The organism is Chengkuizengella sediminis (assembly GCF_010078385.1).
GTDB classification, from domain to species: Bacteria; Bacillota; Bacilli; order Paenibacillales; family KCTC-33759; genus Chengkuizengella; species Chengkuizengella sediminis.
Map to the genome: position 1 here is coordinate 129,932 of NZ_SIJC01000006.1, position 24,988 is coordinate 154,919.

A 24,988-nucleotide genomic window follows, 5' to 3' on the forward strand; every position below is an offset into this window, starting at 1 on the left:
AGTTATGATGGTATCGTTTTCATTTTATGATTATACTAATAAAATATTATTTATTCAATGATTTAGTAGTAAGAAGTTTTTTTAAAAGAGCCCCACTTTAATAGGAGGAGCTCATTATATAGGTGAGTCCATTATCCACCCGCTCTAAACGTTATTGCTAGTTAAAAAACAATCACTACTCTGCCTGAGACCAAATAAAAGTCCCAACCGTTTTAGCAGATATAGTTGTAAAAATTTCATTTTCTTCTGATATAATTTTAAAGGTTTGATCTTTTTCTGTTTGATTGATGACTACGGAAACGATCGTTCCATCTGGATTTAAGAAAGATACATTCGTTACAGTATCAGATGATCCATAATCGCTCTCAATGCGCTTAGCTCCTTCTTGTAAGAACTTCGTAAATTGAGCAATAAAGTTATATTCAGGTGTAATCCAATATGTATCTCGATGGTTAGGATCTTGGATAAACATCGTTGGATCAGGTGTTCCAGACCATTGTTCAGGTGATATGTTTTGATCAAGCATAGTTACCCACGCATTATAAGAAGTTGCCCAGTTTCTAATGTATTGGGCTATACGATCAGCTCCTTCAGTACCCCATACAGTACGTTCTGTGACTAATACATTTTTATCTGGATATTTATCATGCACCTGGGACATAATTGTTGGTTCACCGCTATAATCATGAAAAGCCACACTATCAACGGCTACATATGTTTCAGGGTCATCTAAAATTTTAGGAATATAAGTCCACGCTTGTCCGAAATTATGATCAAAAGTCCATAATTTTGTAGTAATGCCATGTGTTTCAAATTCATTATAGAGTGCAAGGATGATATCACGTTCATCTTCTGGTAAAAGCCTCATACTTGGATAATCTGGTGCTGCATATAACGGTTCGTTTTGAATTGTCATCGCATAAATCGGAATGCCTAGCTTTTCATATTCTTGAACGGCATTACGATAGTATTCAGCTAAATCATTGATGTGCTCTAATTTTAAAAATCCACCAATTAAACTGTTGTTGTTTTTCATCCATGCAGGGGCAGACCAAGAACTTGCATAGATTTTAATCGGATTTCCTGTTTCCTCCCCTATAGCTATCGCTTCTTGAACGGTTGCTACAATATTGTTATCAATATCTTTTTGGATAGAGAATTCACCTGGGATATCCTCGTAAGTATAAAACGCTTGTCCAGTAAAATCTGAAGTTCCAAATGTAATTCTGAATGTACTCATGCCTGCACCATTCACTGGGTCAATGAGCTTGCGAAGCAATTCATCACGTTTTTCAGGAGACATTAAAGATAAATTATAAATCGTTGACTCTTCTAATGACGTCCCTATCCCTAACATGGTTTGGTACTCAACATTAGGATCAACGTTAATCGTAGTTACATCTTCATTACTAGGTTTTGTTAAAGGGATATCTTCCTGTTTGCTCAATTGGTGCTGAACACCTTCCATTGCAAATGCAGGATCTATATACCAATTTGCATCCTTAGGAGCTGTATTTGTAGACTCTGAACTAAAATATACTTCTGCATTGATATTTGAGGTCGATAAGTTTCGAATAGCAAATATTGCAATGATAACAATAGCAGCAACTAATACCACTGTTATGATCTTTCGATTCGATTGTTTTGTCTTCGTCATATGTAGGTCCTCCCGAATATACTGAAATCGATTTCACTTTTTATTATACCAACTATCAGATGTTTTTACAAGAGAGGACAGAGATATGAATCGATGTAGTAAACGATGAAGGGATTTTGCTATTTTAGAGAATAATAGCTTCGATGATAATATACAAAATAGCTTAAAATTAGTATAATTTAGGGGGGGTATTAACTTTGTCAAAATAAGGGTTAGTATATTAAACAATAAGATTTGATACGACAATTTGATTTGTTTAGCAGGTATAACACTATACATATCTACGCTGTTTAATACCCATGGGAGGTAGAAAAAATGGATATGAGGTATATTAAATATGTTTTTCCAAAAGAAAAATATTACAAATCTCCAGAAGAAAAGGTAGAGGACGAATCAAAGTTTAACGTTCCTTCTCATCCTGAATTTTGGGAAACTAGGTTTAATAGTCATTGGACATATTGCTTCCCATCAAACAATAGATTACCTATTCAAGGTTGGAAGATTCATATTAGTGCATCTTCAAGTGAAGCCCAACAGACGCTAGATATTGTTTCTACATTCCTTTTCGATCAATCTGTTTCTTTCAAATATGTATCGAGCTTAAGTGAGTTATTTTTGAAAAACTCAAAGTACGGTGACAGAGGAAGTTCGGGTAAATTCATCACAATTTACCCCATAGATGAATCACAATTTCTATTCCTTTTAGATCATCTACACAAATTACTAAAAGATATTCCTAATGGACCCTATGTATTAAGTGATAAGAGATGGTTAGATGGAAATGTTTATTTTCGCTATGGAGCTTTTGAAGAAATGCACATTAAGGATGGTGCATCTACTATTTTAGCCATTAAAACTCCATCTGGTGAATATATTCCTGATTCTAGAGGTATATCCTATGTAATTCCTGATTTTGTAGATGAGCCAAAAGCAATTCAAGATATGACGAAGGATCAAGAAAAAATGCAGTCCTCCGAAGACTCACAACTTAATAGTTACGATATCAAGTCAGCTTTACACTTTAGCAATGGTGGAGGTGTTTATTTAGCTGACCACATCGATTCTGGAAAACAAGTAGTTTTGAAAGAAGGGCGACCAGGAGCGGGTCTCGATGGTATTGGGAGGGATGCAATTAAACGTTTAAAACATGAAGCTGCAATCCTTGAACACCTAAAAGGTATAGTAAATGTTGTGCAGTATCGAGGGATATTCCAAGAATGGGAGCATATATTTCTTGTTGAAGAGTATATCCCTGGAAATTCATTGAAAGAGTGGGTGGCATCATTTTATCCCTTCTCTAGAAGTCAAGATCCAATAGAGTATCTTGAAAGTGTAATTCCTATTATAAAACAGCTAAAGAAAGCTGTAGAAGATATTCATTCACGAGGTATTGGTATAGGGGATTTGCAACCATCTAACGTAATGATTACACATTCAAATCGTGTAAAACTTATTGACTTTGAAGCTGCAAGTGATGACTTAGCTGATACTAAACATTCAGGTTTGATGACTCCTGGTTTTACTGGTGCAGAAGATTCAACAAGAGAACAGATCGATTGGTTTGCACTTTTACGTATAGCTAGATATGTGTTTGTTCCTATTGGACCAGTTCAAGATATGTCCGAATGTATACTAAAAAAACACGACCAATGGATATTGAAACAATTTGGTGAAGAAGCGATCATGATCATAGAAGATGTTGAAGCTGAATGTAGAAAACGATCTGTTAAACCAATGGTTAGCATCCTATCTTCACCAGTGAGATATTACGATAAAGATGATTTGCCACAGGTAATTTCAAAACTGAGAAACGGGATTGTGAATGATCTCAGAGAAGGAATTAGGCTTTTACCTGGGGATACTCGTCAATTTGAATCATCTAGCGGACTGCTCAATGTCTTGACCGGTGGATTTGGGGTAGTAATGGCTCTAGTTCGAACCGGTACATTACCAAAGAAAGCTAGAGAATGGGCTGTAAGATTTAGCGACCTTAAATATATTAATCAGCTAGACGATGGACTTTTTTCTGGAAAAGCTGGGATTGCTGGGGTTCTGCATGAAATAGGAATGAGAGATGAGTCTAAGGCTATATATGATTCAATTCAAATTCAACTAGAGTCTGAAGATATATCTCTTAGAACCGGGTTGGCTGGTATTGGACTTTCGTTATTATCTGCATCGACCTTAAGTGGTTTTGAGACTCTTTTTGAAAAAGCAGTAGCTATTGGTTATCGTTTGCAAACACTTCTTGAACGTGATGTTTCTATTAAGCCAAATGAGCTTGATGCTATTCCATTTGGACTTATCGAAGGATGGTCGGGAGTATCATTGTTTTTTAGCGCATTGCATTGGAACACTGGGGATGAAAACTGGTTAACCTTATCCATGCGTGCTATTGAAAAGGATACAAATCACTACGTCTTCGAAGACACAGGATTGTATCAATTAAAAGATGACTCACATTTAGTGCCTCAACTTGCTGGAGGAAGTTCAGGAGTCGGTTTAGCCATGATTGAGCTGCGCCATCTACTAAAAAATAATAAGTGGAATGATGAGCTCCGAGGAATAGGAATGTATGCTACTCAAAGGTGTATTTACAGTCCAGGGCTATTTCGCGGATTAGCAGGACTTATTATAGGTGTTAATGCTGTGGATAAGGAATTAGATTTACAAGATGACAAAGCCTATTTAACTAACACATTAGAGACAATGAATCTTTATTTACTTGGAGATGAGAATAAGCTCTTTGTTCCTGGAGACTTCAATTACAGATTATCTGGAGACATTTTTTCAGGAGCGTCAGGGATGATGCTTGCCCTCAGCGAAGTCAATTCTTATGGATTTACCTGGTTACCACTACCAAATATTTCAAGGTTATTCCCTTCATATTGCAACACTGAGAGAAGTAACTCTGTATTGAAAGGAGGTGATTTTTTTGAATCAAATATTAGCTCTTCAACAATTAGAAACCAAAAAAGACAGTGAAATTTATAGGGTACCTGATGAAACCTACCCAATAGTTGACGGAGGAGATACTGTAATTAAAATTAGTTCTAAAAAATAAACTAATTATGTAGTATATTTGTTTGTAGTAACCTCATGGATAAATCATCAATGGGGTTACTCTTCTTACAGTTATTATTTATCCTTAATCCAAAGATTATGAAAGTCATACATTCCTAAACTTCCAAATTTATACCCTTGAAGGTTACTTGAGTAAGCAGTCTCTTCTTTGAAGTGAAACTGGAAAAGAATGAGATTTTCTTGGCGGAACCAATCTTCCATTTCATTCCAGATAGAAATACGTTCATTTGTCGTTTTCCCACTAATAAACCGATCCATATACATATCCATTTGTTGATTCTCTTCTAGAGTGAACATTTGACGATATAAGCTGTTATTACCAAATGGTTCAATCAAATTAATTTCCGAATCACCAACTAAGATTACATTTATCATGATAAGATGCGCTTGTTGGAAAAACTCCTTTTGGAGTGTCTTTTTTAGATCAAGAGGCAGGAGTTCTAAAGATACCCCAATTTGATTACAACGGGACTGAATCCAAAGTGCGTTCTCTCTCCACTGAAGAGAAGGAATAAGCATCGTCAGGGTTTCACCAGAATATCCACTTTCTTTGAGATCTTCCCGTGCTTCTGATAGTGTATAAGAAGGAAAAATTCTCTTTTTGCTATGAGTATGTAAAAAGCTGTCTGAAGGGTGAACTTCCTTCAAGTTTGTTTCATTAATCATCGTGTTTCGATCAAGAGCAAGGCGAATGGCTCGTCGAAATGCCGGGTGTTGTTGTGGACCTGGTTTTTTTGTTTGAAAAATAATTAATTGTGTAATCGTTACATGCTGATTAACTGTTTTTTCTTGCAACTCCAAAGAATCTACATTTTTAGTGGTCATCTTGTAAGAAAATCTGCCTTGTAGTTCCTCTGGAAAACGAAAAATCTCTACTCGATCCAACCAAGCTCGTTCCTTAAAATAATGATCAAAAGCTTCTAATATTAATTTTTCTTTAGAGAATGAACGAACAAAAAAAGGTCCTGTACCCACTACTTGTTGTTTGATATCAACATCATATGGAACGATGGAGGCTTTGTTAGAACTCAAGATGTTTGGGAAAAAAGGGAAAGGTTGTTTGAAATGAAAAATGACAGTATGATCTCCTGATGATTCTACCTTGTTCAAATAGCGCCCCAGCCAATAGAAGACGCTGGCAGTCGAATCAAGGACACGTTGGAAAGTATAAATCACATCTTCTGATGTTAATAGTCTACCGTGGTGAAACCGAATTCCTTTACGCAGGTAAAAAACCCACTCCTTTTCGTTTGGGGTATCCCAACCGAGAACGAGGTGTGGGTAAATTTGTTTTGTAGTTGAATCAATGCGAAGCAATGTATCGTAAATTTGACCTGCAAAATGGTATTCGAATGCTGTAGAGACTTGGGCCGGGTCTAAAGAGATGAGGTTTCTGTACATGGGTATACGTAAGATGTGTTTTATTTCCTTATCCCCTTCCGTTTGAAAACCAAACCACTCTTCTAGATATTGCCCTAAGAAACTATGAATTTGTGTAGGAATGGATAAAGAATGGAGGAACTCCATTCCTTCTTTGAAATGATCTTGTGCTAGCTGTTCTGATACATACATCTTAATGCCATCAAACAGAGAAAGTTGAAAGTTAATACGGGATCTGTACCCTCGACCACGTCCTGGTTTCCACCTTATCCATCCTTGTTTTTTTAATCGATTTAATACCCCTTTTGCATTTGGCTGACTACAGCCGAGGATACTTATGATTTCACTCAGCGTAGTTTCAATTTCGACATCACTTTTTTGAGTTGCATAAGCTGCATTTAAAATAAGGTAATGTTCGATTAGTTTCATTATTGTTTCCCCTCATAGAAATTAAAGTATTTATCATATATAAGTTAATAAAAGGGATGAAAATCATGGGAATTTTCATCCTTTTTAGTTGCAGTAATTACTTATACAATTATATCAGTTGCAGGGGAAATTATAAATATAAACACAAAAGTCACAAATTTAGCATGAGGATTAAGAGTTACAAGAAATAATTAACAAAAGCTAGATATGGAGGTCTTACAAGGTGAAGAAAATTTTAAAGGTCTTATTTATTACTTTAGTCATTTTTCAATTGAGCAGTATCAATTCATATGAATTTACAGATTACAAACCTGGTAGTGTAGCATGTTGTGGTTCAGGAGGAGGGGGAGGGTGATAATGATCCCCATCTTTTATATAAATATAAAAAAACTATCCAGACAGGCGTGTCGATATTCAATCGATGCGCTTTTTTTACTGTGTACAGTTTCAAATCTTAAAAAGCATTGTACAAGTCACTCAAATTAACATATAATGATTTAAGAGATTGAAATGGTTATTATATATACAATTTAATATTGAAATGATAGGTGCCTATGAAATTATTTTTTAGGTTAAAAGGGAAGCTCGGTGTGAATCCGACACGGTCCCGCCACTGTAAATGAGGACGACCTCAGTATGCCACTGTTCTATTGAATGGGAAGGGGAGGAAGTCAGAACTCATAAGTCAGGAGACCTGCCTATATTTTAAGAGCGATGATCCTTCGAGGAAAAGGAAGCTGCAAATCGAAAGGTTTAGTATGCCCTTTATTCTACACGGATAAAGGGCTTTTATATATATACATACATAAAAAAGGGTGGAGAAAATGAAGAAAATTTTAATGATTTTACTTGTGTTTGTACTTGCATTCAGCTTAGCTGCATGTGGTAACAATCCGAGTGAGGTAAGCGAAAATCAAGATCAAGGCACACAGGATGTAGCAGAAAGTAATGATACAACTCAAGAAGAAACCGAAGAAACAGCTGCTGAGAATATAGAAAATGGTCAAACGATATATCCATTAACGGTGACAGATGCTTCAGGTAATGAAGTCACAATTGAACAAAAACCTGAACGTATCGTATCCCTTGCACCGAGTATAACGGAAATCTTATTTGCACTTGGATTAGATGAGAATATTGTAGGTGTTACTGAATATGACGATTTCCCAGAAGAAGCCACAACAAAACCGAAAATAGGTGGGATTCTAGATGGCAATACAGAAGCAATTTTAGCTGCTGAGCCAGATCTTGTGATCGGGGGACTTTCTTTAAACGAAGCGATTATCATAGGCTTGGCTGAACTTGATATTCAAGTGTTTACAATTGAACCTAATTCGATTGATGAAGTGATAGAGGACATTCAATTACTAGGTTTAATTACAGATGCAAATGATGCAGCTGAAACTGTAGTCACACAAATGGCTGATGAAAAACAACAAGTAGTAGAAGCTGTATCAGGGATTTCTGAAGCAGATAAAAAGAAAATATATCTTGAGTTTTCAGAAGGCTGGACAGTGGGTAGTGGCGAGTTTATGAATGAATTAATCGAGTTATCTGGTGGGATTAACGTAGCAGCAGATCAAGCAGGTTGGTTACAAATTAGTGAAGAAAAGATTATCGAAGAAAATCCCGATGTCATCATCTATACGACGAAGTATATGGATTTGAAACCTGTGATTACAGAACGAAGTGGATGGAGCGAAATCACAGCAATTAGAGATGATAGTTTAGTAGGGATGAATGACGATTTAATTAGTCGTCCAGGCCCTCGAATTACACAAGGTTTATTAGAAATTGCTAAAGGAATTTATCCAGAATTGGTGAAATAAATGAAGCATAAATTAATGATATGGGGAGGAGCAGGTTTACTGCTTCTTCTTCTTTCCATCGTAGTGAGTTTATCTATGGGTTCAGCACATATACCATTGTTACAAGTTTGGCGTATTTTGTTACACCAGCTTCCTTTTGTAGGACAACATATCTCTGTGGATTGGCCAATTTCTTCAGAAAAGATAATTTTACAAGTTCGTTTTCCTCGTATTATACTCGGTATTCTAGTTGGAGCTTGTTTATCTTTAGCAGGTGCTGGCTTTCAAGGAGTATTAAGGAATCCACTAGCTGATCCTTTTACTTTAGGAGTAGCTACAGGCGCTTCTGTAGGAGCTTCATTTTTAATCTTATTTGGTATTCAATTTTTATGGTTAGGTCAATGGACAGTACCTATTGTTGCTTTCCTATCAGGAATGTTAAGTTTATTGTTTGTATTTAAATTAGCAGGTATACAAGGTAAGTTTCGAGTAGAAACAGTGATTTTATCAGGAGTTGTTGTTCAGGCATTTTTAGGCTCAATCGTATCTTTTATGATCACTTTATCCGATGATGTAATTAATCGTATTTTATTTTGGTTGATGGGTAGTTTGGCTTTACGAGGTTGGGATTTTTCCATTATATTATTTCCATATTTATTCATAGGATTAATCATTCTATTAGGGTATGGGCGAGTGTTAAATTTATTTGCCTTAGGTGAAAGACAAGCAGCACATCTTGGTGTGAATGTAAATCGTTCAAAGTGGATCGTGCTTATTTTTTCAACCTTAATCTCTGCTGCAGCTGTTTCGGTAGCAGGTGTAATAGGGTTTGTAGGTTTAATTGTGCCTCATTTAATTCGTTTATTAGTTGGTTCAGATTATCGATTGATTTTACCATTATCTGGACTATTCGGAGCAATATATGTATTGTGGGCAGACACCATTGCAAGAATGTTATTAAATCCTCAAGAAATTCCATTAGGTGTAATTACCGCTTTTATTGGAGCGCCATTTTTTGCATATCTACTATCTAAAAATAAGAAAATCACCAATCCTTCTTAAGGATAGAGACAACCCTTCTGCAACGACATAAAATTATTGAAGAAGAGGTAGAGATTTATGATCCAAATACAACATGTAAGTAAAACATATGATAATAGGAATATCATTAAAGATATATCTTTTCGAGTTGAAAAGGGAGAGAGTTTTGGCATTATTGGACCAAATGGAAGTGGAAAATCTACCTTACTTAAGTTATGTTCAGGGATTGAAAAATCGAATAAAGGAACCATTCAAATAAATGGAAATAAGATGTATACTTATTCAAGAAAACATCTAGCCAAATGGATAGGAGTACTTCAGCAAGAGGCATTACCTTTGGTGGGTTTTTCAGTTCGTGAAGTCGTAGAGATGGGGAGATATCCTTACCAAAACTGGATGGGAACAGAAAAACAAGATACTGAACAACTAATTACAGATATTATGGAAAAGCTTGAAATCGAACCTCTAAAAAACCGTACTTTAGAACAACTTAGTGGTGGTGAAAGACAACGAGTAGCCTTAGGGAAAGTAATGGCACAACAGCCTCAAATTTTAATGTTGGATGAACCGACTACCTATTTGGATATCGGTCATCAGGTACAGATGATGGATTATATACGCAACTGGCAGTTGCAGAATCAATTAACTGTTATTTCAGTGTTACATGATTTGAACCTAGCGGCGATGTATTGTGATCGATTACTGCTTTTACACGAAGGAAAGATTGTTAAAGTAGGCACTCCGACAGAAGTTTTAAAATCCGAGTTAATTTCACAAGTTTATGGCACAGAACCGATCATATTTTCACACCCAGAATTAGAAGTGCCACAATTATTATTAAAGTCTCAATTGGCACATTTTAGTGAAGGCTAAAATAGTCCCAATTTCTATAGTAATTATTTATCATAAATTTAATATAAGAGGTGAGTATAATGCAAGAACTTAATCAAATCATCCAAGAAATTAAACCATTAAATGAAGAAGAGATCTTAAAAACATTAACCCATCTAAATCAACTTACTAAACCTCCTGGAAGTTTAGGGAGACTCGAAGACTTGGCCAAACAACTATCGGGTATCACAGAACAATTAATACCAGATTTAAGTAAAAAAGCAGTTGTAGTGATGGCGGGAGATCATGGTGTATGTGAAGAAGGAATTAGTGCATTTCCTCAAGAGGTTACTCCTCAAATGGTTCACAATTTTTTAAATGGTGGTGCAGCGATTAATGTTTTGGCACGACAAGCGGGAGCAGAAGTTTTTTGTGTTGATATTGGTGTAAAAGAAACACTACAGCATCCTAACCTTATTAGTAAAAAGGTTAAACCGAGTACGAATAATATGGTAAAGCAGTCTGCAATGAGTAAAGAAGAAGCTGTACAAGCTATATTAGTTGGTGTCCAGGTAGTGGAGGATTTAGTAGATAAGGGTTACAGATTAATAGCAACTGGAGAAATGGGAATCGGAAATACGACCGCGAGCGCTGCTATACTAGCTGCTTTAACAGAAATTGATATCGAACAAGCAGTAGGAAGAGGAACAGGAATTAACGATGAGCAATGGAAACATAAACAAAGTGTTGTTAAGCAAGCACTTCAAATCAACCGACCTGATCAAAAGGATGCACTTGATGTACTTACAAAAGTTGGTGGATTAGAAATCGCTGGCATGGTAGGTGTAATTCTAGGAGCAGCAAAATCTCGCGTTCCCGTCATTATTGATGGATTTATTTCTTCATCTGCTGCATTAATTGCTTATAAACTATGTTCTACATCAGTTCAGTATATGATTCCTTCACACTTATCTCAGGAGCAAGGTCATCAGTTCATGATGCAAGAGATGGGTTTGACGCCGATGTTACATTTGGATATGAGACTAGGAGAAGGAACGGGTGCTGCTCTATGTTTTCAGTTAGTGGATGCCGCATTAAATATTATGTCTGAAATGGCAACCTTTCAAAGTGCTGGAGTATCTGGTGCAAACGAAGAAATGTCCAATTCATGATTATACTAGTTACTGGCGGAGCAAGAAGTGGTAAGAGCTCTTTTGCAGAAAAATATTCAGCTAGTTTTGGAGATCATGGAACGTATATAGCAACCTCTCAAATCTATGACGAAGAGATGAGAGATAGAGTTGAATTACATAAAACTAGAAGAGAACAAACTGATTTTTCATGGAAAACCATAGAGGAGCCTTTTGATTTAGATGATTGCTTTAAATCTATGAGCAAAAGTGATCAAAAACTTGTACTTGTTGATTGTTTAACTCTTTGGTTATCTAATTGGTTGTTATGTTTTGAAGAGTCCAAATTGAATGTGCAACAGAAAGTAATCGGAAAAATTGAGATGTTAATTTCATCATTAAAGCAATTTCAGGGTACTGTTATTTTAGTTACAAATGAAGTTGGAGACGGGATTGTCCCTGAATATCCTTTAGGTCGATTGTATAGAGATCTTGCTGGAGTGATGAATCAAAAAATTGCAGAGATTTGTGATCAAGTTTTTTTAGTTACAGTTGGGATTCCAGTTGAGTTGAAAAGTAAACAGTTTTTATATTGATATTCCAAAAGGAGTACGAAGAGAGTGTTGTTTTATTCAATAGAAGAAATTCTATGGATGTTAGCTGCTGCAATGATGGTTGATTGGATCATCGGTGATCCAAAGTGGCTCCCTCATCCTGTGATTTTAATAGGGAAAGTGATTAAAACAATCGAAAATCGTTGGTACGTGCAAAGCAAACTTCGAGGTGTTTGGTTGATTGTTATAGTATTATCACTGTCTGTTATCCTAACATCGATAATCATCTTCGGATTTCAGTTTATCCACCCCTGGTTAGGTTATATTGCAAATGTTTGGCTGATCGCTGCAACCATTGCGATAAAAGGATTAAAGGAAGCGGCACTGTTAGTATATACTCCTTTAAAACATGGGGATCTATCAGATGCAAGAAAATATGTAGGGTACATCGTAGGTAGAGATACAGCAAACTTATCTGAAGCAGAAATCACAAGAGCTACGGTTGAAACTGTCTCTGAAAATATCGTGGATGCAGTGATTTCCCCATTATTTTATGCTCTAATGGGTGCTGCCCCCCTAGCTATGTTATATCGTGCAACTAACACACTAGATTCAATGGTAGGTTACAAAAACGATAAGTATGAACATTATGGCTGGGCTTCAGCTCGATTTGACGATGTTTTAAATTGGATACCCGCTAGATTTACGGGTTTACTTATAGTAGTAGTATCCTTTTTAAACAAAAATTTCAATGGTTTAAGGGCATGGAAAACAATTCAACAGTTTGCACATCAGCATCCAAGTCCTAACAGTGGTATACCCGAATCTGCTGTAGCAGGAGCACTGGGTGTTCAATTAGGAGGTAGGAATGTGTACGGAGGAGTGACCAGTGAACGAGCAAGAATGGGGGTAGCTTTACGTCAATTGGATCGTGATGATATATTACATTCGATACTTATTCTTAACGGTGTGAGTGTATTATGTGCAGGGGGGATCTTGTGCGGACTATTTATCAACTATTTTTAAGCTGGCTTCAAGCTTTTATTTGTGCTTTACAATTTTTAACTAGATTCCCGGTACCTATAAAAGTCCCTTATGAATCTAAAATCATTCAAAGAAGTGTTGTGTTTTACCCCATTGCTGGTTGGATTATTGGGTTGTTTTTGTGGTTGTTATCTTATTTTGTTCCTAGTGTATTACCTTCTGCACCATCAGCAGTATTGATTTGTATTTTTTGGATGATCAGCTCTGGGGGATTGCATATGGATGGCTTAATGGATACAGCGGATGGCATATTAAGCTATCGTTCAAAGAATAAAATGCTGGAGATTATGAAAGATAGTCGTGTTGGGGCTATGGGTGTGATTGTATGTGTATGTTATCTTATTTTCAAAATGACACTCGTTTTTTCTTTATTAGAAAGCGAACATCAGTCGATTTTATTTAGCTATATCGTATTCATCCCGATTTGGAGCCGTTTAGTGATAGTTTGGGCTGCAAAGTTATACCCATATGCAAGACAAGAAAAAGGTTTTGGGACTGATGTGAGCCTTATTCCTTATGTTTATGCTGTTTTAGCGATGATCAACGCACTGGTTATATCTTTTATTATGTATAACTTTATATCAGTACATGGTTCATGGATAGAAGGATTCATTTTGATGGTTTTATTGATTCTAATCTCAACAATCACGATGTGGGTTATATCACATATGTTGTATCAAAAGTTGGGGGGACTAACAGGAGATACATATGGGGCGATCAATGAATTAGTTGAACTTGTATTATTAATGAGTCTAGTAATTTACGGAGAAAAACTAATGTAACAGAAGAAAATTGAAAAAATCTGCTACAGAGAAAGGAAAAAAATGATGTTAGAACGATACGGACATGGTGGGGATTTAATTACAGCAGCAGAAACTTACGGATATGCTAAAGAACAATTTCTGGATTTCAGTTCTAACATGAATCCTTGGGGGAGTCCGAGTTGTGTAGAAAACATTTTAATAGAAACGTGGAAGGAACTTGTTCATTATCCTGATCCTGCAGTAAGAAAACTTCGTCAAATCATCGCAGAATACTATCATGTCCCTGTTGAAAGTATATTAGTAGGAAACGGAGCGGCTGAACTGATAGATTTAACGATACGTGCCATCGATCCAAAAGTAACAGCTTTAGCAAGACCATGTTTTTCAGAGTATGAGCAAGCCATATCAAAGATAAATAGGAACACGTATGATATTTATTTAAAAGAAGAAAATCATTTTGAATTGCAGGAATCTGATATTCAATATGCAGTAAGTCATTGTGACCTTTTTTTTTTAGGGCATCCAAACAATCCAACAGGGAGATTAATTTCTCAGTCTGTTTTACAACTTTTATTGAATACGAATCACCCGATTGTATTAGATGAGGCTTTTATTGATTTTGTACCAGAAGAAAAACAAGTCAGTTTAATTAAACAAGCTTATCAAAGTGAAAATCTCTTTGTCATTCGCTCCATGACCAAATTTTTTGCGATTCCAGGAATACGTTTAGGGTTCATGATTGCACATCCAAAGAGGATCGAGAAAATCAAATCCTTACAAGTTCAGTGGAGTGTGAATGCATTAGCACAATCTATCGGTATTTCTGTTTTGCAAGATCATCCCTACATAGAAAAAACAAAAAGCTGGCTTATACAAGAGAAATTATGGTTTACTAATCAATTATCTGGTTTAGGTATAAAAGTGTATCCAAGTGATACGAATTACTTGTTAATACAACTTCCTCCTTTAAATAATGTGAAACAGTTACAAGAAAAATTAGCTCAAAGAGGGGTCTTAGTTCGGGACGCTTCTTTATTTAAAGGGCTAGATTCTACTTTTTGTAGAATCGCCATTCGTTTACGAGAACAAAATGAGAGATTTATATCTGAGATCAAGCAGGTGTTGTTATGAAAAAACTAGCTAGTACGATCATGCTTCAGGGAACAGCGTCAGATGTAGGGAAAAGTATAATCACAGCTGCCTTATGTCGGATTTTTTATCAAGATGGGAACAAGGTTGCTCCTTATAAATCACAAAATATGTCTCTAAATTCTTACGTCACCCTGGATGGGAAAGAAATCGGACGTGCACAAGGAATGCAGGCTGACGCATGTCATACAATAGCTACAACGGATATGAATCCGATTTTGTTAAAACCAAAACAGGACATGGTGTCACAGGTTGTTGTTCATGGCAAACCTTATAAGGATTTAGATGCTAGAAGTTATCGAGAACAATACTTACATACAGCTGAAGGTATCGTGAAAGATTCTTTGCTCAGATTACGTGAAAAATATGATTTGATTACGATTGAAGGGGCAGGTAGTCCGGCTGAAGTGAATTTAAAGGATCGAGATATCGTAAATATGAGACTGGCTAAATGGGCAGATGCTCCAGTTATTCTTGTAGCAGACATTGACCGTGGTGGAGTTTTTGCATCGATAGTGGGTACATTGGAGATCTTAACACCTGAGGAAAGAAATAGAGTGAGTGGATTTATCATTAATAAATTCCGTGGAGATGTTTCACTTTTGCAACCAGGAATAGATTGGTTAGAAAATAGGACTGAAAAACCTGTATTAGGCGTTATTCCATATCTTCACCATTTAGGTCTTGAGGATGAAGATGGGGCTTCATTGGATGTGAAAATAAAGCCTACCCAAAAGTTAGAAAACCAACTTGATGTTGTGGTTGTCAAATTACCTAGAATCTCTAATTTTACAGATTTTGATCCATTACTTGAAGAACCAGATGTCCATTTAAGGTATATTAAAGATATAGATGACTTAGGTACCCCTGATGTAGTGATTATTCCGGGCAGTAAAAATACAGTGCAGGATTTACAATTTTTACGTGAGACAGGAATAGAGACAAAACTGATAGAATATGTAAAACAAGGTGGTTTTCTATTCGGCATATGTGCTGGGTATCAAATGATGGGAGAAAAATTGTTAGATCCCTATCACTTTGAATCAGATGTTTCAGAAATGAATGGCATGGGTTTATTCCCCACTGAAACTACTTTCATTCAAGATAAACGAACGGAAAGAGTAGAAGGCAGTACATTGATATATTCATCAAATTTACACGATCAGCTCCATTTTAAACATTCAGATCCTATAAAAATTGAAGGATATGAAATCCATATGGGGACCACACTATTTTTAACACCTGTTCAACATGCTTTCCAAATTCGTTTAACTGGATATCGGGAGCATTCATTTCATAACGATGGTGTTGTATCTGACAATGGTAAGGTGATTGGTACTTACATTCATGGTATTTTAGATAATGATGTTTTTCGTAGAAATTGGTTAAACAATATAAGAATTCATAAAGGCTGGGTTGAATTGAAAGGAACGATTTCTTATAAAAATAAACGGGAAGAAGCTTTTGATCGACTTGCAGAGCATGTAAGACTTCATTTAAATCTGGAAAAGGTATATCAAATTATTGAGGAGGGGATCAAATGAACATTTATACAAGAACAGGTGATGAAGGGAAAACAGGAGTTATTGGCGGTAGAGTAGACAAGGATGATATTAGAGTAGAAGCTTATGGAACAGTGGATGAGTTAAACTGTTTTGTGGGAAGTGCCATTAGTTTAATGAAGGAAGAGAAATATCCAGATATGATACCACATGTGTTGCAAATACAGCATGAATTGTTTGATTGTGCTTCTGATTTAGCCATTTACAAACCTGGAATTCGTGAGTTTAAGGTAAAAAAAGAGATGGTGGAACAGTTGGAGAAGTGGATTGATCTGTATGATGAGGAAACTCAGGATATTAAAAGATTTATTTTACCAGGTGGAAGTCAGGTTTCTTCAGCACTGCATATATGCCGTACCGTATGTCGTAGAGCAGAACGTCGTGTAGTATCGTTAGCAAAAGAACAAGAAATGAATCCCGAAGTACGAAAATATTTAAATCGACTTTCAGATTTGTTTTTTACGATTGCAAGAACAGCTAACGTTCGTGAAGGTCTATCCGATGTAGAATACATTCGCAGTGCAGAAGTTTTTCGTAAGAGAAAATGAATTATTATAAACCCATTTCATATATCGTTCAACCTGAAGAGAATGGCTGGATTTTAAAAAGTGTGCTAAGAGAAAAACTGAACATTTCCCGCAGATTATTGTCAAACATCAAACTTACTGAAAAAGGTGTGATGGTAAATGGGAAAAGGGAATTTATAAACATCAAAGTATTCTCTGGGGATCTCATAGAAATCCATATGGAGCAGGAAACATCCCAATATATTGAACCACAAGATATTCCTTTAAACATACTGTACGAGGATGAATTTTTGTTGATTGTAAACAAACAAGCAGGAATCGTTGTACACCCAACCCGTGGTCATTATGCAAATACATTGGCAAACGGGGTTGTTTATCACTGGATACAAAAGGGTGAAAATTATCGCTTCAGACCCATTCACAGATTGGATGAGGAAACATCAGGTGTGCTTGCTATAGCTAAAAATCCATATGTACACCAACAAATCTCTGAACAGATGATTAATAATCAGGTGAAAAAAGAGTATACTGCCATCGTGAGTGGTCATTTACCTGACTTAGAAGGTACAGTTAATGCTCCTATCGATAGAGATCCTGAACAGCAACATCTTCGTATAGTAACTGATGAAGGTTATTCAGCTATCACTCATTATAAGGTGGAAGAAGAGTATCAATCAGCTTCCCTAGTTCGGTTATGGTTGGAAACGGGGCGTACCCACCAGATTAGAGTGCATATGAAACATCTAGGCTGTCCTTTAGTTGGGGATAAAATGTATGGGGAAGAAAATAATGGACCTAAAATGGATCGACAAGCTTTACATGCTGCAAAACTAGCATTTTACCATCCAAATACCAGGAAGTATGTAGAATTTACTGCATCGCTGCCAGAAGATATGAAGAGTGTGATAAGGCATTTGAAACTATAAACATCAACTCATGATCGAGATATTAACGCAGCACCTAATATTAGGAACGAAGCCATTCTTCTTTTCTCAACCGTAGTTCAAAAAATTATTTTCATTTTTAAGGGGATTAAAAAATGAAGTTAATTGAACATTATCTTATTTTATTTACAGCTCATAAAAATCAAAAAAATGGTGTTAAAATCGAAACGACGATGAGTGAAATTATGGATATTCTTAGTTGTAGTCGGGCAAATGCAAGGGGGGTACTCAATCAATTAAAAGAACAAGGTTGGATACAGTGGAATCCAGGACGTGGGCGAGGTCACAGATCCAATATCAATTTTCAACTTTCTCTGATGGATGGGATCAAGATGTTTGCATCGGCACATTTAGTACAAGATTTCAAAGGTGGGATGGAATTTCTCCACTCGTTGTCCATTCCTAAACAAATTCACAGTATTTTAGGGGAGTATCTTAAAGAATGGTTTGGTTTACAAACCGAGGGGGAGAAAGAAGCCAAGCACATCTTACGTCTCCCCATTCATAGAGATCTCATTTCGTTGGATCCAGCGCGAGTCTTTACAGCATTTGAATACCATTTTGTAGGTCAGATTTATGATACTTTGCTTCGTATTGATTTCAATACAAAACAGATAAATCCTCATCTTGCTCTTGGCTGGGATACTCCAAATGATAAGGAATGGACTTTTTATTTGCGTAAAGGTGTTCGTTTTCATCATGGGAGGTTCTTAATAGCAGAAGATGTGAGGTATACATTTCAACGTCTTCTTGATTCTAAAACAAGTTTCTTCTATTGGTTGGGTCGCTATTTGAAAAAAGTTGAATCATCAGGAGATGATACCGTGATTTTTAGTTTCAATCGACCTTTTCCTTTTTTTCCAAATATTTTATGCTCACATCACGCTTCCATCGTTCCATATGATGTGGATATGCAACAACAAATTATTGGAACTGGACCTTTTTTGGTGCAATCATTTTCTAAAGAAAAATTGATCATGGAAGCTTTTGATCATTATTTTAATAGAAGAGCTTGGCTGGATCGTGTAGAGGTTTTTTGTTTGCCTGAGGAACTGCAAAGTAGATTTCTTTATAAGATGATGCCTGAAAATGTAGATTCAATGGAGGTTCGAGATAAACCAATTACGCAGCATATCATCCGTACACAAATACTTATTTTTCAAACAAAAAAACCAGGTCCACAACAACACCCGGCATTTCGACGTGCAATTTACTTTGCTATTGATCGAAACATGATGATTGATGAATTAAATATAGAGGATGTTTATGCTACAGACAGTTTTATAACTAACCATAGTAAAAAAAGATTCCCTACCTATACACTATCAGAAGCTCAGGAAGCTCTTAAAGAAAGTGGATATTCTGGTGAAACATTAACGATGCTCATCCCTCCTAATCAGTGGAGGAAGAACGCACTTTGGATTCAGTCCCGATGTAATCAGATTGGCGTATCTCTGAAACTCCAACCTCTTGATCTAAAAAAGACCCTTCAAAAGGAATTTTTCCGTCAAGCTGATCTTATCTTGATAGACGTTTCGTTTTATGGTGATTCAGAAATTAATTTAATAGAACCATTTGGTAATAACAGCTTCCATCGTCAATTGTTCACTTTACAAGAGAATCAGCAAATGGATATGTTTATAGATCGATTTGTTAGTGAAAAATCAAAAAGTAAACGTTTTACCATATGGAACGAATTCGAAGATTGGTTTCGTAAGGAAAATCTCTTTCTTTTTTTGTTCCATTTAAAAGAAGAGTCGGCTTATTCAAGTTCACTTCAAGGGTACAAATTTGGACCTTTTGGGTTGGCTGATTTTCATAATCTTTGGATCAAATTTTAATTCATGTAAAAAACGGTCATAATGACCGTTTTTTAATACTTTTTCTCTTTCATATGACGATAGAATAAATCTATTTTTTTACTTTTACATGTGGTATGGTGACGGTATTTGTACCATTTGGCATCATATTTTTTTCACTACTTTTTTTTGCTTCCAATTGTTGAAGAGCTAATACTTGATTCATTAAGAATCACCTCCTTTCAATACAGACAATTCCCTTTACTAATTTAAATCATATTTTATCAGACTAATTAGTCTAAATAATATAGTACTATGGGCGCTAATTTCGAATTTATTAATAAAATAGAAAAAATACTTGTGATAAAAACAGCAATGACATAAAAAATGATAATCAATTTAGCAGATAATGCAGATCTCAGACTCTCATTAGATAGATCATATGAAAATTCTGGTCCCATTATTATCGAAATCATTGTACATCTGAAGTACATCAATATGCGCATATAGAATTATTGTTCGCAACTGAAAGGTTGTTATCTTACGGACTATGAATTAGCTGAGTTAAATATTTATTTACCATAGGCGTTTACTCCATCCTAAGTGTTGCTATATGCAAGGATCGGGGGTGAAACCGCCTTTTACATTTCTATTTATTTAGGAAAATGATGCTAAAATCATCAGAGAAAAAGCCATCAAAGATTCCAAACCATTCGTTAGAAAAGTTGTCGAGGGAGTAGGGTGGCGGTTTTCCAGTCTCACCGAAAAACTTGTGCCTCATTGGATTTTCATATCAAAAACACCCCAGAATCATAGGTAAAACATAGGTGAAACCAACCTATATTTCTATCGTTCTTGATTTATTTAGACAGGATAAGAGTGATCCTAAATGGGACCTTTCGATGAATCCATCTGTGACTGCTGCGTCTGTCCGATGCAGTGTGTCTTAAAACAGTTGGCGGGGAGGACTGATGTTACAATATTTTACATTTTTGAGGGTTTAACAGGCACTTTAACTGATGTCGATAATTTTATCGCTGCTCTTGATATATCTGGTAGTGACATTATCGAATTTCCAATTAGTAATATTTGTGCTGTTCAGATAGATGGAACATTTGATTTCAAATTAAAACCCATTCAAAAAAGCGGTGGAGAATGTTCATGTACTGAGGAATCAACAACAAACTTAGCAAAATCTAAGATAGGGGCATCCATAGCAATTATAGCTGGTCCATTTTGTGAAGAGGGATCAATTATCGATGTTGGAGAAGGAATTGTCTTTATATTTGATCCTGCTGGAAATGATACAAGTGCTGTACCTAGTTGTAAAATACAATCTTTCGGACGAGGTTGTGGTTAATAATACCTTAACCTAAAATAGAGCTCGCTTCATTCATGGTGATTTCATTTGTAAAAAAGGAACTTAATCAAAAACTACAATCCTTTATAATTTACTTGCTTCATCAATGACCTCTTTTGCAATTTGCAGAGCATTTAAAACTCTTGGAAAGCCAACATATGGAATGCAATGAATGACAATCCCGAATATTTCTTGCGGAGTAATCCCTATATTTAATGCTGCTTTGAAATGGAATCTCAGCTGATCAGCTGTATCACCTAAAGTAATAAGACAGGTAATTGTGATCATTTCCTGTTGTTTTCTATCTAGCTCACTACGAGAGTAGATTTCTCCAAAACCAAATTGAACGACGTATTTATGAATATCAGGATGTAAGTCTTGTATTGCTTCAACCGCATGAATACCATCTGTCCCTGCTATTTCCTTTATATTAGATATTCCTTTATCAAATGACATATGTATCTTCACCTCTTATGATAGAATTATGTTTATATGATATAAAGTATAACGTCACTTTTTGGGGTGTTATTTATCCTCGTTTTAATGTTGGAGGAATTTCGTTAGGATCAACAATAAGTTCTACTACTGAACAGGATGAATATTCAATAGCCGCTTTGATGGCTGTTTTAATTTCTTGTAGATTGACGCATCTGAAAGCTTTTGCTCCCAACGATTCAGCTAATTGTTTGACGTGAACAGGTGTTTTAAATACAGTACCATCCGTTCTCCCTAAATGATGAAACATACCTTTATTCACCATGTCTAAACACCCATTATTAAAAACGATATAGGTTACATTTACATTCTCATTAACAGCTACAGAAATTTCAGTTCCATGCATCATGAAACAGCCGTCACCTGTGATACAGACAATACTTTCATCGACTCCTGCCAGTTTAGCACCAATGGCGTAACTAATGGAATGCCCCATTGCGCCGAATATGTCATCAAAATAAAAAGGACTTCCCTCATTAAATTCAAGATGTTTAATAGCATAAAAACTATGGCTACCATCGTCAGAAAAGAATACAGTTTTTTTTGGGATATATTTTTGTAGCTCTTTAATTGCAGCCTTTGATGTCATAAATGAATTTTGAGGTTGACTTTTTTCTGAGACGATGATATTTTTACTTATTACATTTTCTTGTTCAAGAGTGGCGGCAGCTTCCTGAACAGGGAACAATGCTGTAGACATTGACTTCAAGGATGTGGTAGTTTTTGCATGAAATTCATTAAGTAAAGGTATGTTTCTTAATATGTAATTTAAATTTGTTTTGATATCACCTCGAATACATAAGGTAGGAGTATGAATGGTTCTTCCAATAAACATACCATCGTAATCAAAATGGATCACTTTTTTTGGTAACATCTCTGGGGTAAATCCTGCAAGAGACATATCTGATAACTTACTTCCAATCACTATGAGTAGATCTATTCCAGATAACATATAAATATCTGATTCAGTACTACCGCCTAAACCAAATCCACCTAAACTTAAAGGGTGATTTGTTGGGAAAGCACCTTTCCCACCTGGAGTTGTCATCACTGGAATTTGAAAGATTTCTATTAATAGTTTGATTTCTTCATAAGCATGACTTAAATGAACACCTTTTCCTAATAATATAACGGGTCGTTTGCTGACTTGAATTAGTGGTATGACTTCATCAATATGTGAAGATACATAGGAAGTTTGCTCTACTTCAGGTAATTCAAAAGGAATCATTTTTTCATTTAAAACATCCAGCGGAATAGATAAATGAACGGGTCCCTTTGCCCCTTCAAGAGAAGTGGATATAGCATGTGTTAAATAGGTTTGTAATAAATCTGCTCTTTCAACACGTGCACTAAATAGCGTAACAGGTTCAAACATTTTAGTTACATCTGTTCCAAAAAAAGTTGAATCTTGCCCCTGCGCTTTTCCAGTGTCTCTCATGCAAGGGTGTCCTGTTATAAAAAGAACGGGTGCATGATAGGTTTTAGCTTGTGCTGCTGATGTAAGTAAATTTGTAGCACCAGGTCCGCTTGTCCCTATAGCTACTCCAATCGTATTTTTTCTTAGAGCATATCCAGCAGCAGCAAAGCCTGCTCCTGATTCATGTCTGCATAATACAAAACGAATTCCTTGATCCTCTGCTTCCAATATAATAGGAACAATCGCTTTACCTGGTATCCCAAATAGGTGGGTGATTCCTGTTTTTCGGAGATTTTCTATTAAAAACGAAGTTGCGAATTTCACAACAAAGACCTCCTTTATTTAACATCAGGGAATATAAGTGTAAAGGTAGTTCCAGACCCAAGTTTAGAAGAAACATCAATTTTTGCATTATGATTGTTCAAAATACGATAGGATATCGATAATCCAAGACCTAATCCACTGTCTTTTGTAGAAAAGAAAGGGTTTAGTATCTGATTCATCTCTTTTTCTGAAATTCCTTTTCCTTCATCTACTACATCTATGATTACAAAGTCTTTTTTTTGTTTGACGATAATCTGAATCGTTCCATTTCGATCCATCGCTTCAATTGCATTTTGAATAAGATTAATAAAAACTTGTTTAATCTGCGCGCTGTCAATTAGTAGGTTTACTTCATGATTAAGTAACTTTTCTTCTATAGCAATGTTTTTTAAAATGGCCTGACTTCGCATGATTTTGACTGTATCTTGAATTACCGATTGAATATCTACTAGACGAAATTCAGGACTAGAAGGTTTTGCCATAAGTACAAACTGAGATACCATTTCATTTAGTGAAGTCAGCTCATCCGAAATGATGTTAATGTACTTCTCATCTGCCTCGTCCTCTGTATACTTTTGCTTTAATAAGTGTGTAAATCCCATAATAGATGTTAAGGGATTTCTTATTTCGTGAGCTAACCCAGCAGCTAACTTACCTATCGCTGAGAATTTCTCTGATAAAATCACTTGTTTCTCTAAGTTATATTTTTCTGTAATATCTCGTATATTTGCAAATGAACCTATCAGTTCATTGTTATCATCATATATTGGTAGTGCATCTAAAAGACATATCTTAGTTTTATTATCTTGAGCATCGAAATAAATTTTGTGATCCTGTACAATGGTTTGATTTTCCAATACATCATATAAAAATTTTCCAAATGGATCTAAGTCAAATATTGAGTTTTCTAATAGATCCTCTTTGCTGCGATTGAATAAATCTTCAACAAAAGGGTTGATTTCAGTGATTCTACCATACTTATTTGTAATAATGACTCCATCTCTAATTGTATTTATCGTGATGTTATGAAATAGATTTAATTGATCATTTTTCTTTTTTAACAATAATTCTCTTTCGATAGAGTCAACAATAGAAGATAATAAGGGAACTAAATAAGGATTATGTCGATCTATGGATGTCATAATGGAAATCGTGCCAGATAAAAAATGAGATTCTGAAAAGTAGAAAGGTACTGAATAACAAGCTGTTTGATGTAGTGCATGATGGAAATGACCAGATCCTATAATTTGAACTGGATGTTTTTTGTTTAAAGCAATATCAACTGAATTCGTACCCATTTCTTGATCACATAAGCGTACTCCGTTAGTTATCCCTATGTTATTAATGATAGATTTAAAAGATACATCACCGAACATATCTAAAATATATCCCTCATCATCAGTGATCACAATCAACATGTAATTCTCTTTTAATGGACCAATGATTTTCATTACATAAAAACCCATAATGGAAAGGATTTCTTCATAGGTAGCTTTTTTTTGCTTTAATTGATCATTTGATAATTTTTTTGTGCTTTTTGGCATTGTTTTTGGATCCATTCCCTGTTCCTTACATTTATTTTTAGATTCTGTTAAGTAGTATGGTTCGATCCCCATAAAATCACCTTTGTTGTAAAAAATTTGAAATAGTGTTCACTAACATAATTCAACAATGTTTGCTAAAATCCTG

The 24,988-nt window shown here is 35.6% G+C and carries 21 protein-coding genes and 1 riboswitch; of the genes, 15 read left to right on the forward strand and 6 right to left on the reverse strand.

Features of this window, described 5'->3' with window-relative positions; all coding sequences use genetic code 11:
• Positions 1-175: 175 nt before the first annotated feature.
• Positions 176-1,657, reverse strand: coding sequence for a glycoside hydrolase family 30 protein (locus EPK97_RS13655; protein WP_162037178.1), 1,482 nt, complete (start codon positions 1,655-1,657; stop codon positions 176-178).
• Between the two features lie 315 nt (positions 1,658-1,972).
• Here EPK97_RS13655 and lanKC point away from each other — a divergent pair, with 315 nt between their 5' ends.
• Positions 1,973-4,642, forward strand: a complete 2,670-nt coding sequence (gene lanKC, locus EPK97_RS13660) for a class III lanthionine synthetase LanKC (protein ID WP_162037179.1) — start codon at positions 1,973-1,975, stop codon at positions 4,640-4,642.
• A 153-nt stretch (positions 4,643-4,795) separates the two neighbouring features.
• On the opposite strand, the gene EPK97_RS13665 is transcribed toward lanKC, so the two are convergent.
• Positions 4,796-6,550, reverse strand: a complete 1,755-nt coding sequence (locus EPK97_RS13665) for an ABC transporter substrate-binding protein (protein WP_162037180.1) — start codon at positions 6,548-6,550, stop codon at positions 4,796-4,798.
• Positions 6,551-6,773: 223 nt separating this feature from the next.
• Between EPK97_RS13665 and EPK97_RS22245 the strand changes: the two genes are divergently transcribed.
• The 13 genes from EPK97_RS22245 to EPK97_RS13725 all read left to right on the forward strand — a co-directional run bounded on the left by EPK97_RS22245 (position 6,774) and on the right by EPK97_RS13725 (position 19,745).
• Positions 6,774-6,905 (forward strand): hypothetical protein, encoded by a 132-nt coding sequence (locus tag EPK97_RS22245; protein WP_276609505.1) that lies wholly within the window; start codon positions 6,774-6,776, stop codon positions 6,903-6,905.
• 174 nt (positions 6,906-7,079) lie between these two features.
• A riboswitch (cobalamin riboswitch) is annotated at positions 7,080-7,266 on the forward strand.
• A 108-nt stretch (positions 7,267-7,374) separates the two neighbouring features.
• Complete coding sequence (locus tag EPK97_RS13670; RefSeq protein ID WP_162037181.1) at positions 7,375-8,379, forward strand: ABC transporter substrate-binding protein; 1,005 nt, start codon at positions 7,375-7,377, stop codon at positions 8,377-8,379.
• A complete protein-coding gene (locus EPK97_RS13675) occupies positions 8,380-9,420 on the forward strand; it encodes a FecCD family ABC transporter permease (RefSeq protein ID WP_162037182.1) in 1,041 nt (346 codons plus the stop codon).
• Between the two features lie 57 nt (positions 9,421-9,477).
• The gene (locus tag EPK97_RS13680) at positions 9,478-10,272 is read left to right on the forward strand and encodes a heme ABC transporter ATP-binding protein (RefSeq protein WP_162037183.1); all 795 of its coding nucleotides are present in this window, start codon (positions 9,478-9,480) and stop codon (positions 10,270-10,272) included.
• Positions 10,273-10,331: 59 nt separating this feature from the next.
• The gene (gene cobT, locus EPK97_RS13685; protein ID WP_162037184.1) at positions 10,332-11,402 is read left to right on the forward strand and encodes a nicotinate-nucleotide--dimethylbenzimidazole phosphoribosyltransferase; all 1,071 of its coding nucleotides are present in this window, start codon (positions 10,332-10,334) and stop codon (positions 11,400-11,402) included.
• Positions 11,399-11,956 carry a bifunctional adenosylcobinamide kinase/adenosylcobinamide-phosphate guanylyltransferase gene (cobU, locus tag EPK97_RS13690; protein ID WP_162037185.1) on the forward strand — a complete coding sequence of 186 codons (558 nt, stop codon included), beginning with the start codon at positions 11,399-11,401 and terminating at the stop codon, positions 11,954-11,956. The genes cobT and cobU overlap by 4 nt, the downstream gene beginning before the upstream one ends.
• 24 nt (positions 11,957-11,980) lie before the next feature.
• Entirely contained in the window at positions 11,981-12,940 is a 960-nt protein-coding gene (gene cbiB, locus EPK97_RS13695) for an adenosylcobinamide-phosphate synthase CbiB (RefSeq protein ID WP_162037186.1), read from the forward strand.
• A complete protein-coding gene (gene cobS / locus EPK97_RS13700) occupies positions 12,913-13,740 on the forward strand; it encodes an adenosylcobinamide-GDP ribazoletransferase (RefSeq protein ID WP_162037187.1) in 828 nt (275 codons plus the stop codon). Before cbiB ends, cobS begins: the two co-directional genes overlap by 28 nt.
• A gap of 42 nt (positions 13,741-13,782) precedes the next feature.
• Complete coding sequence (gene cobD, locus EPK97_RS21925; RefSeq protein WP_162037188.1) at positions 13,783-14,853, forward strand: threonine-phosphate decarboxylase CobD; 1,071 nt, start codon at positions 13,783-13,785, stop codon at positions 14,851-14,853.
• Positions 14,850-16,415 (forward strand): cobyric acid synthase, encoded by a 1,566-nt coding sequence (locus tag EPK97_RS21930; RefSeq protein WP_162037189.1) that lies wholly within the window; start codon positions 14,850-14,852, stop codon positions 16,413-16,415. The genes cobD and EPK97_RS21930 overlap by 4 nt, the downstream gene beginning before the upstream one ends.
• Complete coding sequence (locus tag EPK97_RS13715) at positions 16,412-16,981, forward strand: cob(I)yrinic acid a,c-diamide adenosyltransferase (protein WP_162037190.1); 570 nt, start codon at positions 16,412-16,414, stop codon at positions 16,979-16,981. The genes EPK97_RS21930 and EPK97_RS13715 overlap by 4 nt, the downstream gene beginning before the upstream one ends.
• Positions 16,978-17,886 carry an RluA family pseudouridine synthase gene (locus EPK97_RS13720; protein ID WP_162037191.1) on the forward strand — a complete coding sequence of 303 codons (909 nt, stop codon included), beginning with the start codon at positions 16,978-16,980 and terminating at the stop codon, positions 17,884-17,886. Before EPK97_RS13715 ends, EPK97_RS13720 begins: the two co-directional genes overlap by 4 nt.
• A 113-nt stretch (positions 17,887-17,999) precedes the next feature.
• On the forward strand, positions 18,000-19,745 hold the full coding sequence (locus EPK97_RS13725) for an ABC transporter substrate-binding protein (protein WP_162037192.1): 1,746 nt from the start codon (positions 18,000-18,002) through the stop codon (positions 19,743-19,745).
• 70 nt (positions 19,746-19,815) lie between these two features.
• On the opposite strand, the gene EPK97_RS21540 is transcribed toward EPK97_RS13725, so the two are convergent.
• Positions 19,816-19,929 carry a class III lanthipeptide gene (locus tag EPK97_RS21540; RefSeq protein ID WP_205690265.1) on the reverse strand — a complete coding sequence of 38 codons (114 nt, stop codon included), beginning with the start codon at positions 19,927-19,929 and terminating at the stop codon, positions 19,816-19,818.
• Between the two features lie 663 nt (positions 19,930-20,592).
• Between EPK97_RS21540 and EPK97_RS13730 the strand changes: the two genes are divergently transcribed.
• Complete coding sequence (locus EPK97_RS13730; protein WP_162037193.1) at positions 20,593-21,063, forward strand: hypothetical protein; 471 nt, start codon at positions 20,593-20,595, stop codon at positions 21,061-21,063.
• An 84-nt stretch (positions 21,064-21,147) separates the two neighbouring features.
• Here the strand turns inward: EPK97_RS13730 and EPK97_RS13735 are convergent, their stop codons facing one another.
• The 3 genes from EPK97_RS13735 to EPK97_RS13745 form a co-directional block, all read right to left on the reverse strand.
• Entirely contained in the window at positions 21,148-21,519 is a 372-nt protein-coding gene (locus EPK97_RS13735) for a carboxymuconolactone decarboxylase family protein (protein WP_162037194.1), read from the reverse strand.
• Positions 21,520-21,592: 73 nt separating this feature from the next.
• Entirely contained in the window at positions 21,593-23,299 is a 1,707-nt protein-coding gene (locus tag EPK97_RS13740; RefSeq protein ID WP_162037195.1) for a thiamine pyrophosphate-dependent enzyme, read from the reverse strand.
• Between the two features lie 14 nt (positions 23,300-23,313).
• Entirely contained in the window at positions 23,314-24,915 is a 1,602-nt protein-coding gene (locus EPK97_RS13745; protein WP_162037196.1) for an ATP-binding protein, read from the reverse strand.
• Between the last annotated feature and the right edge of the window lie 73 nt (positions 24,916-24,988).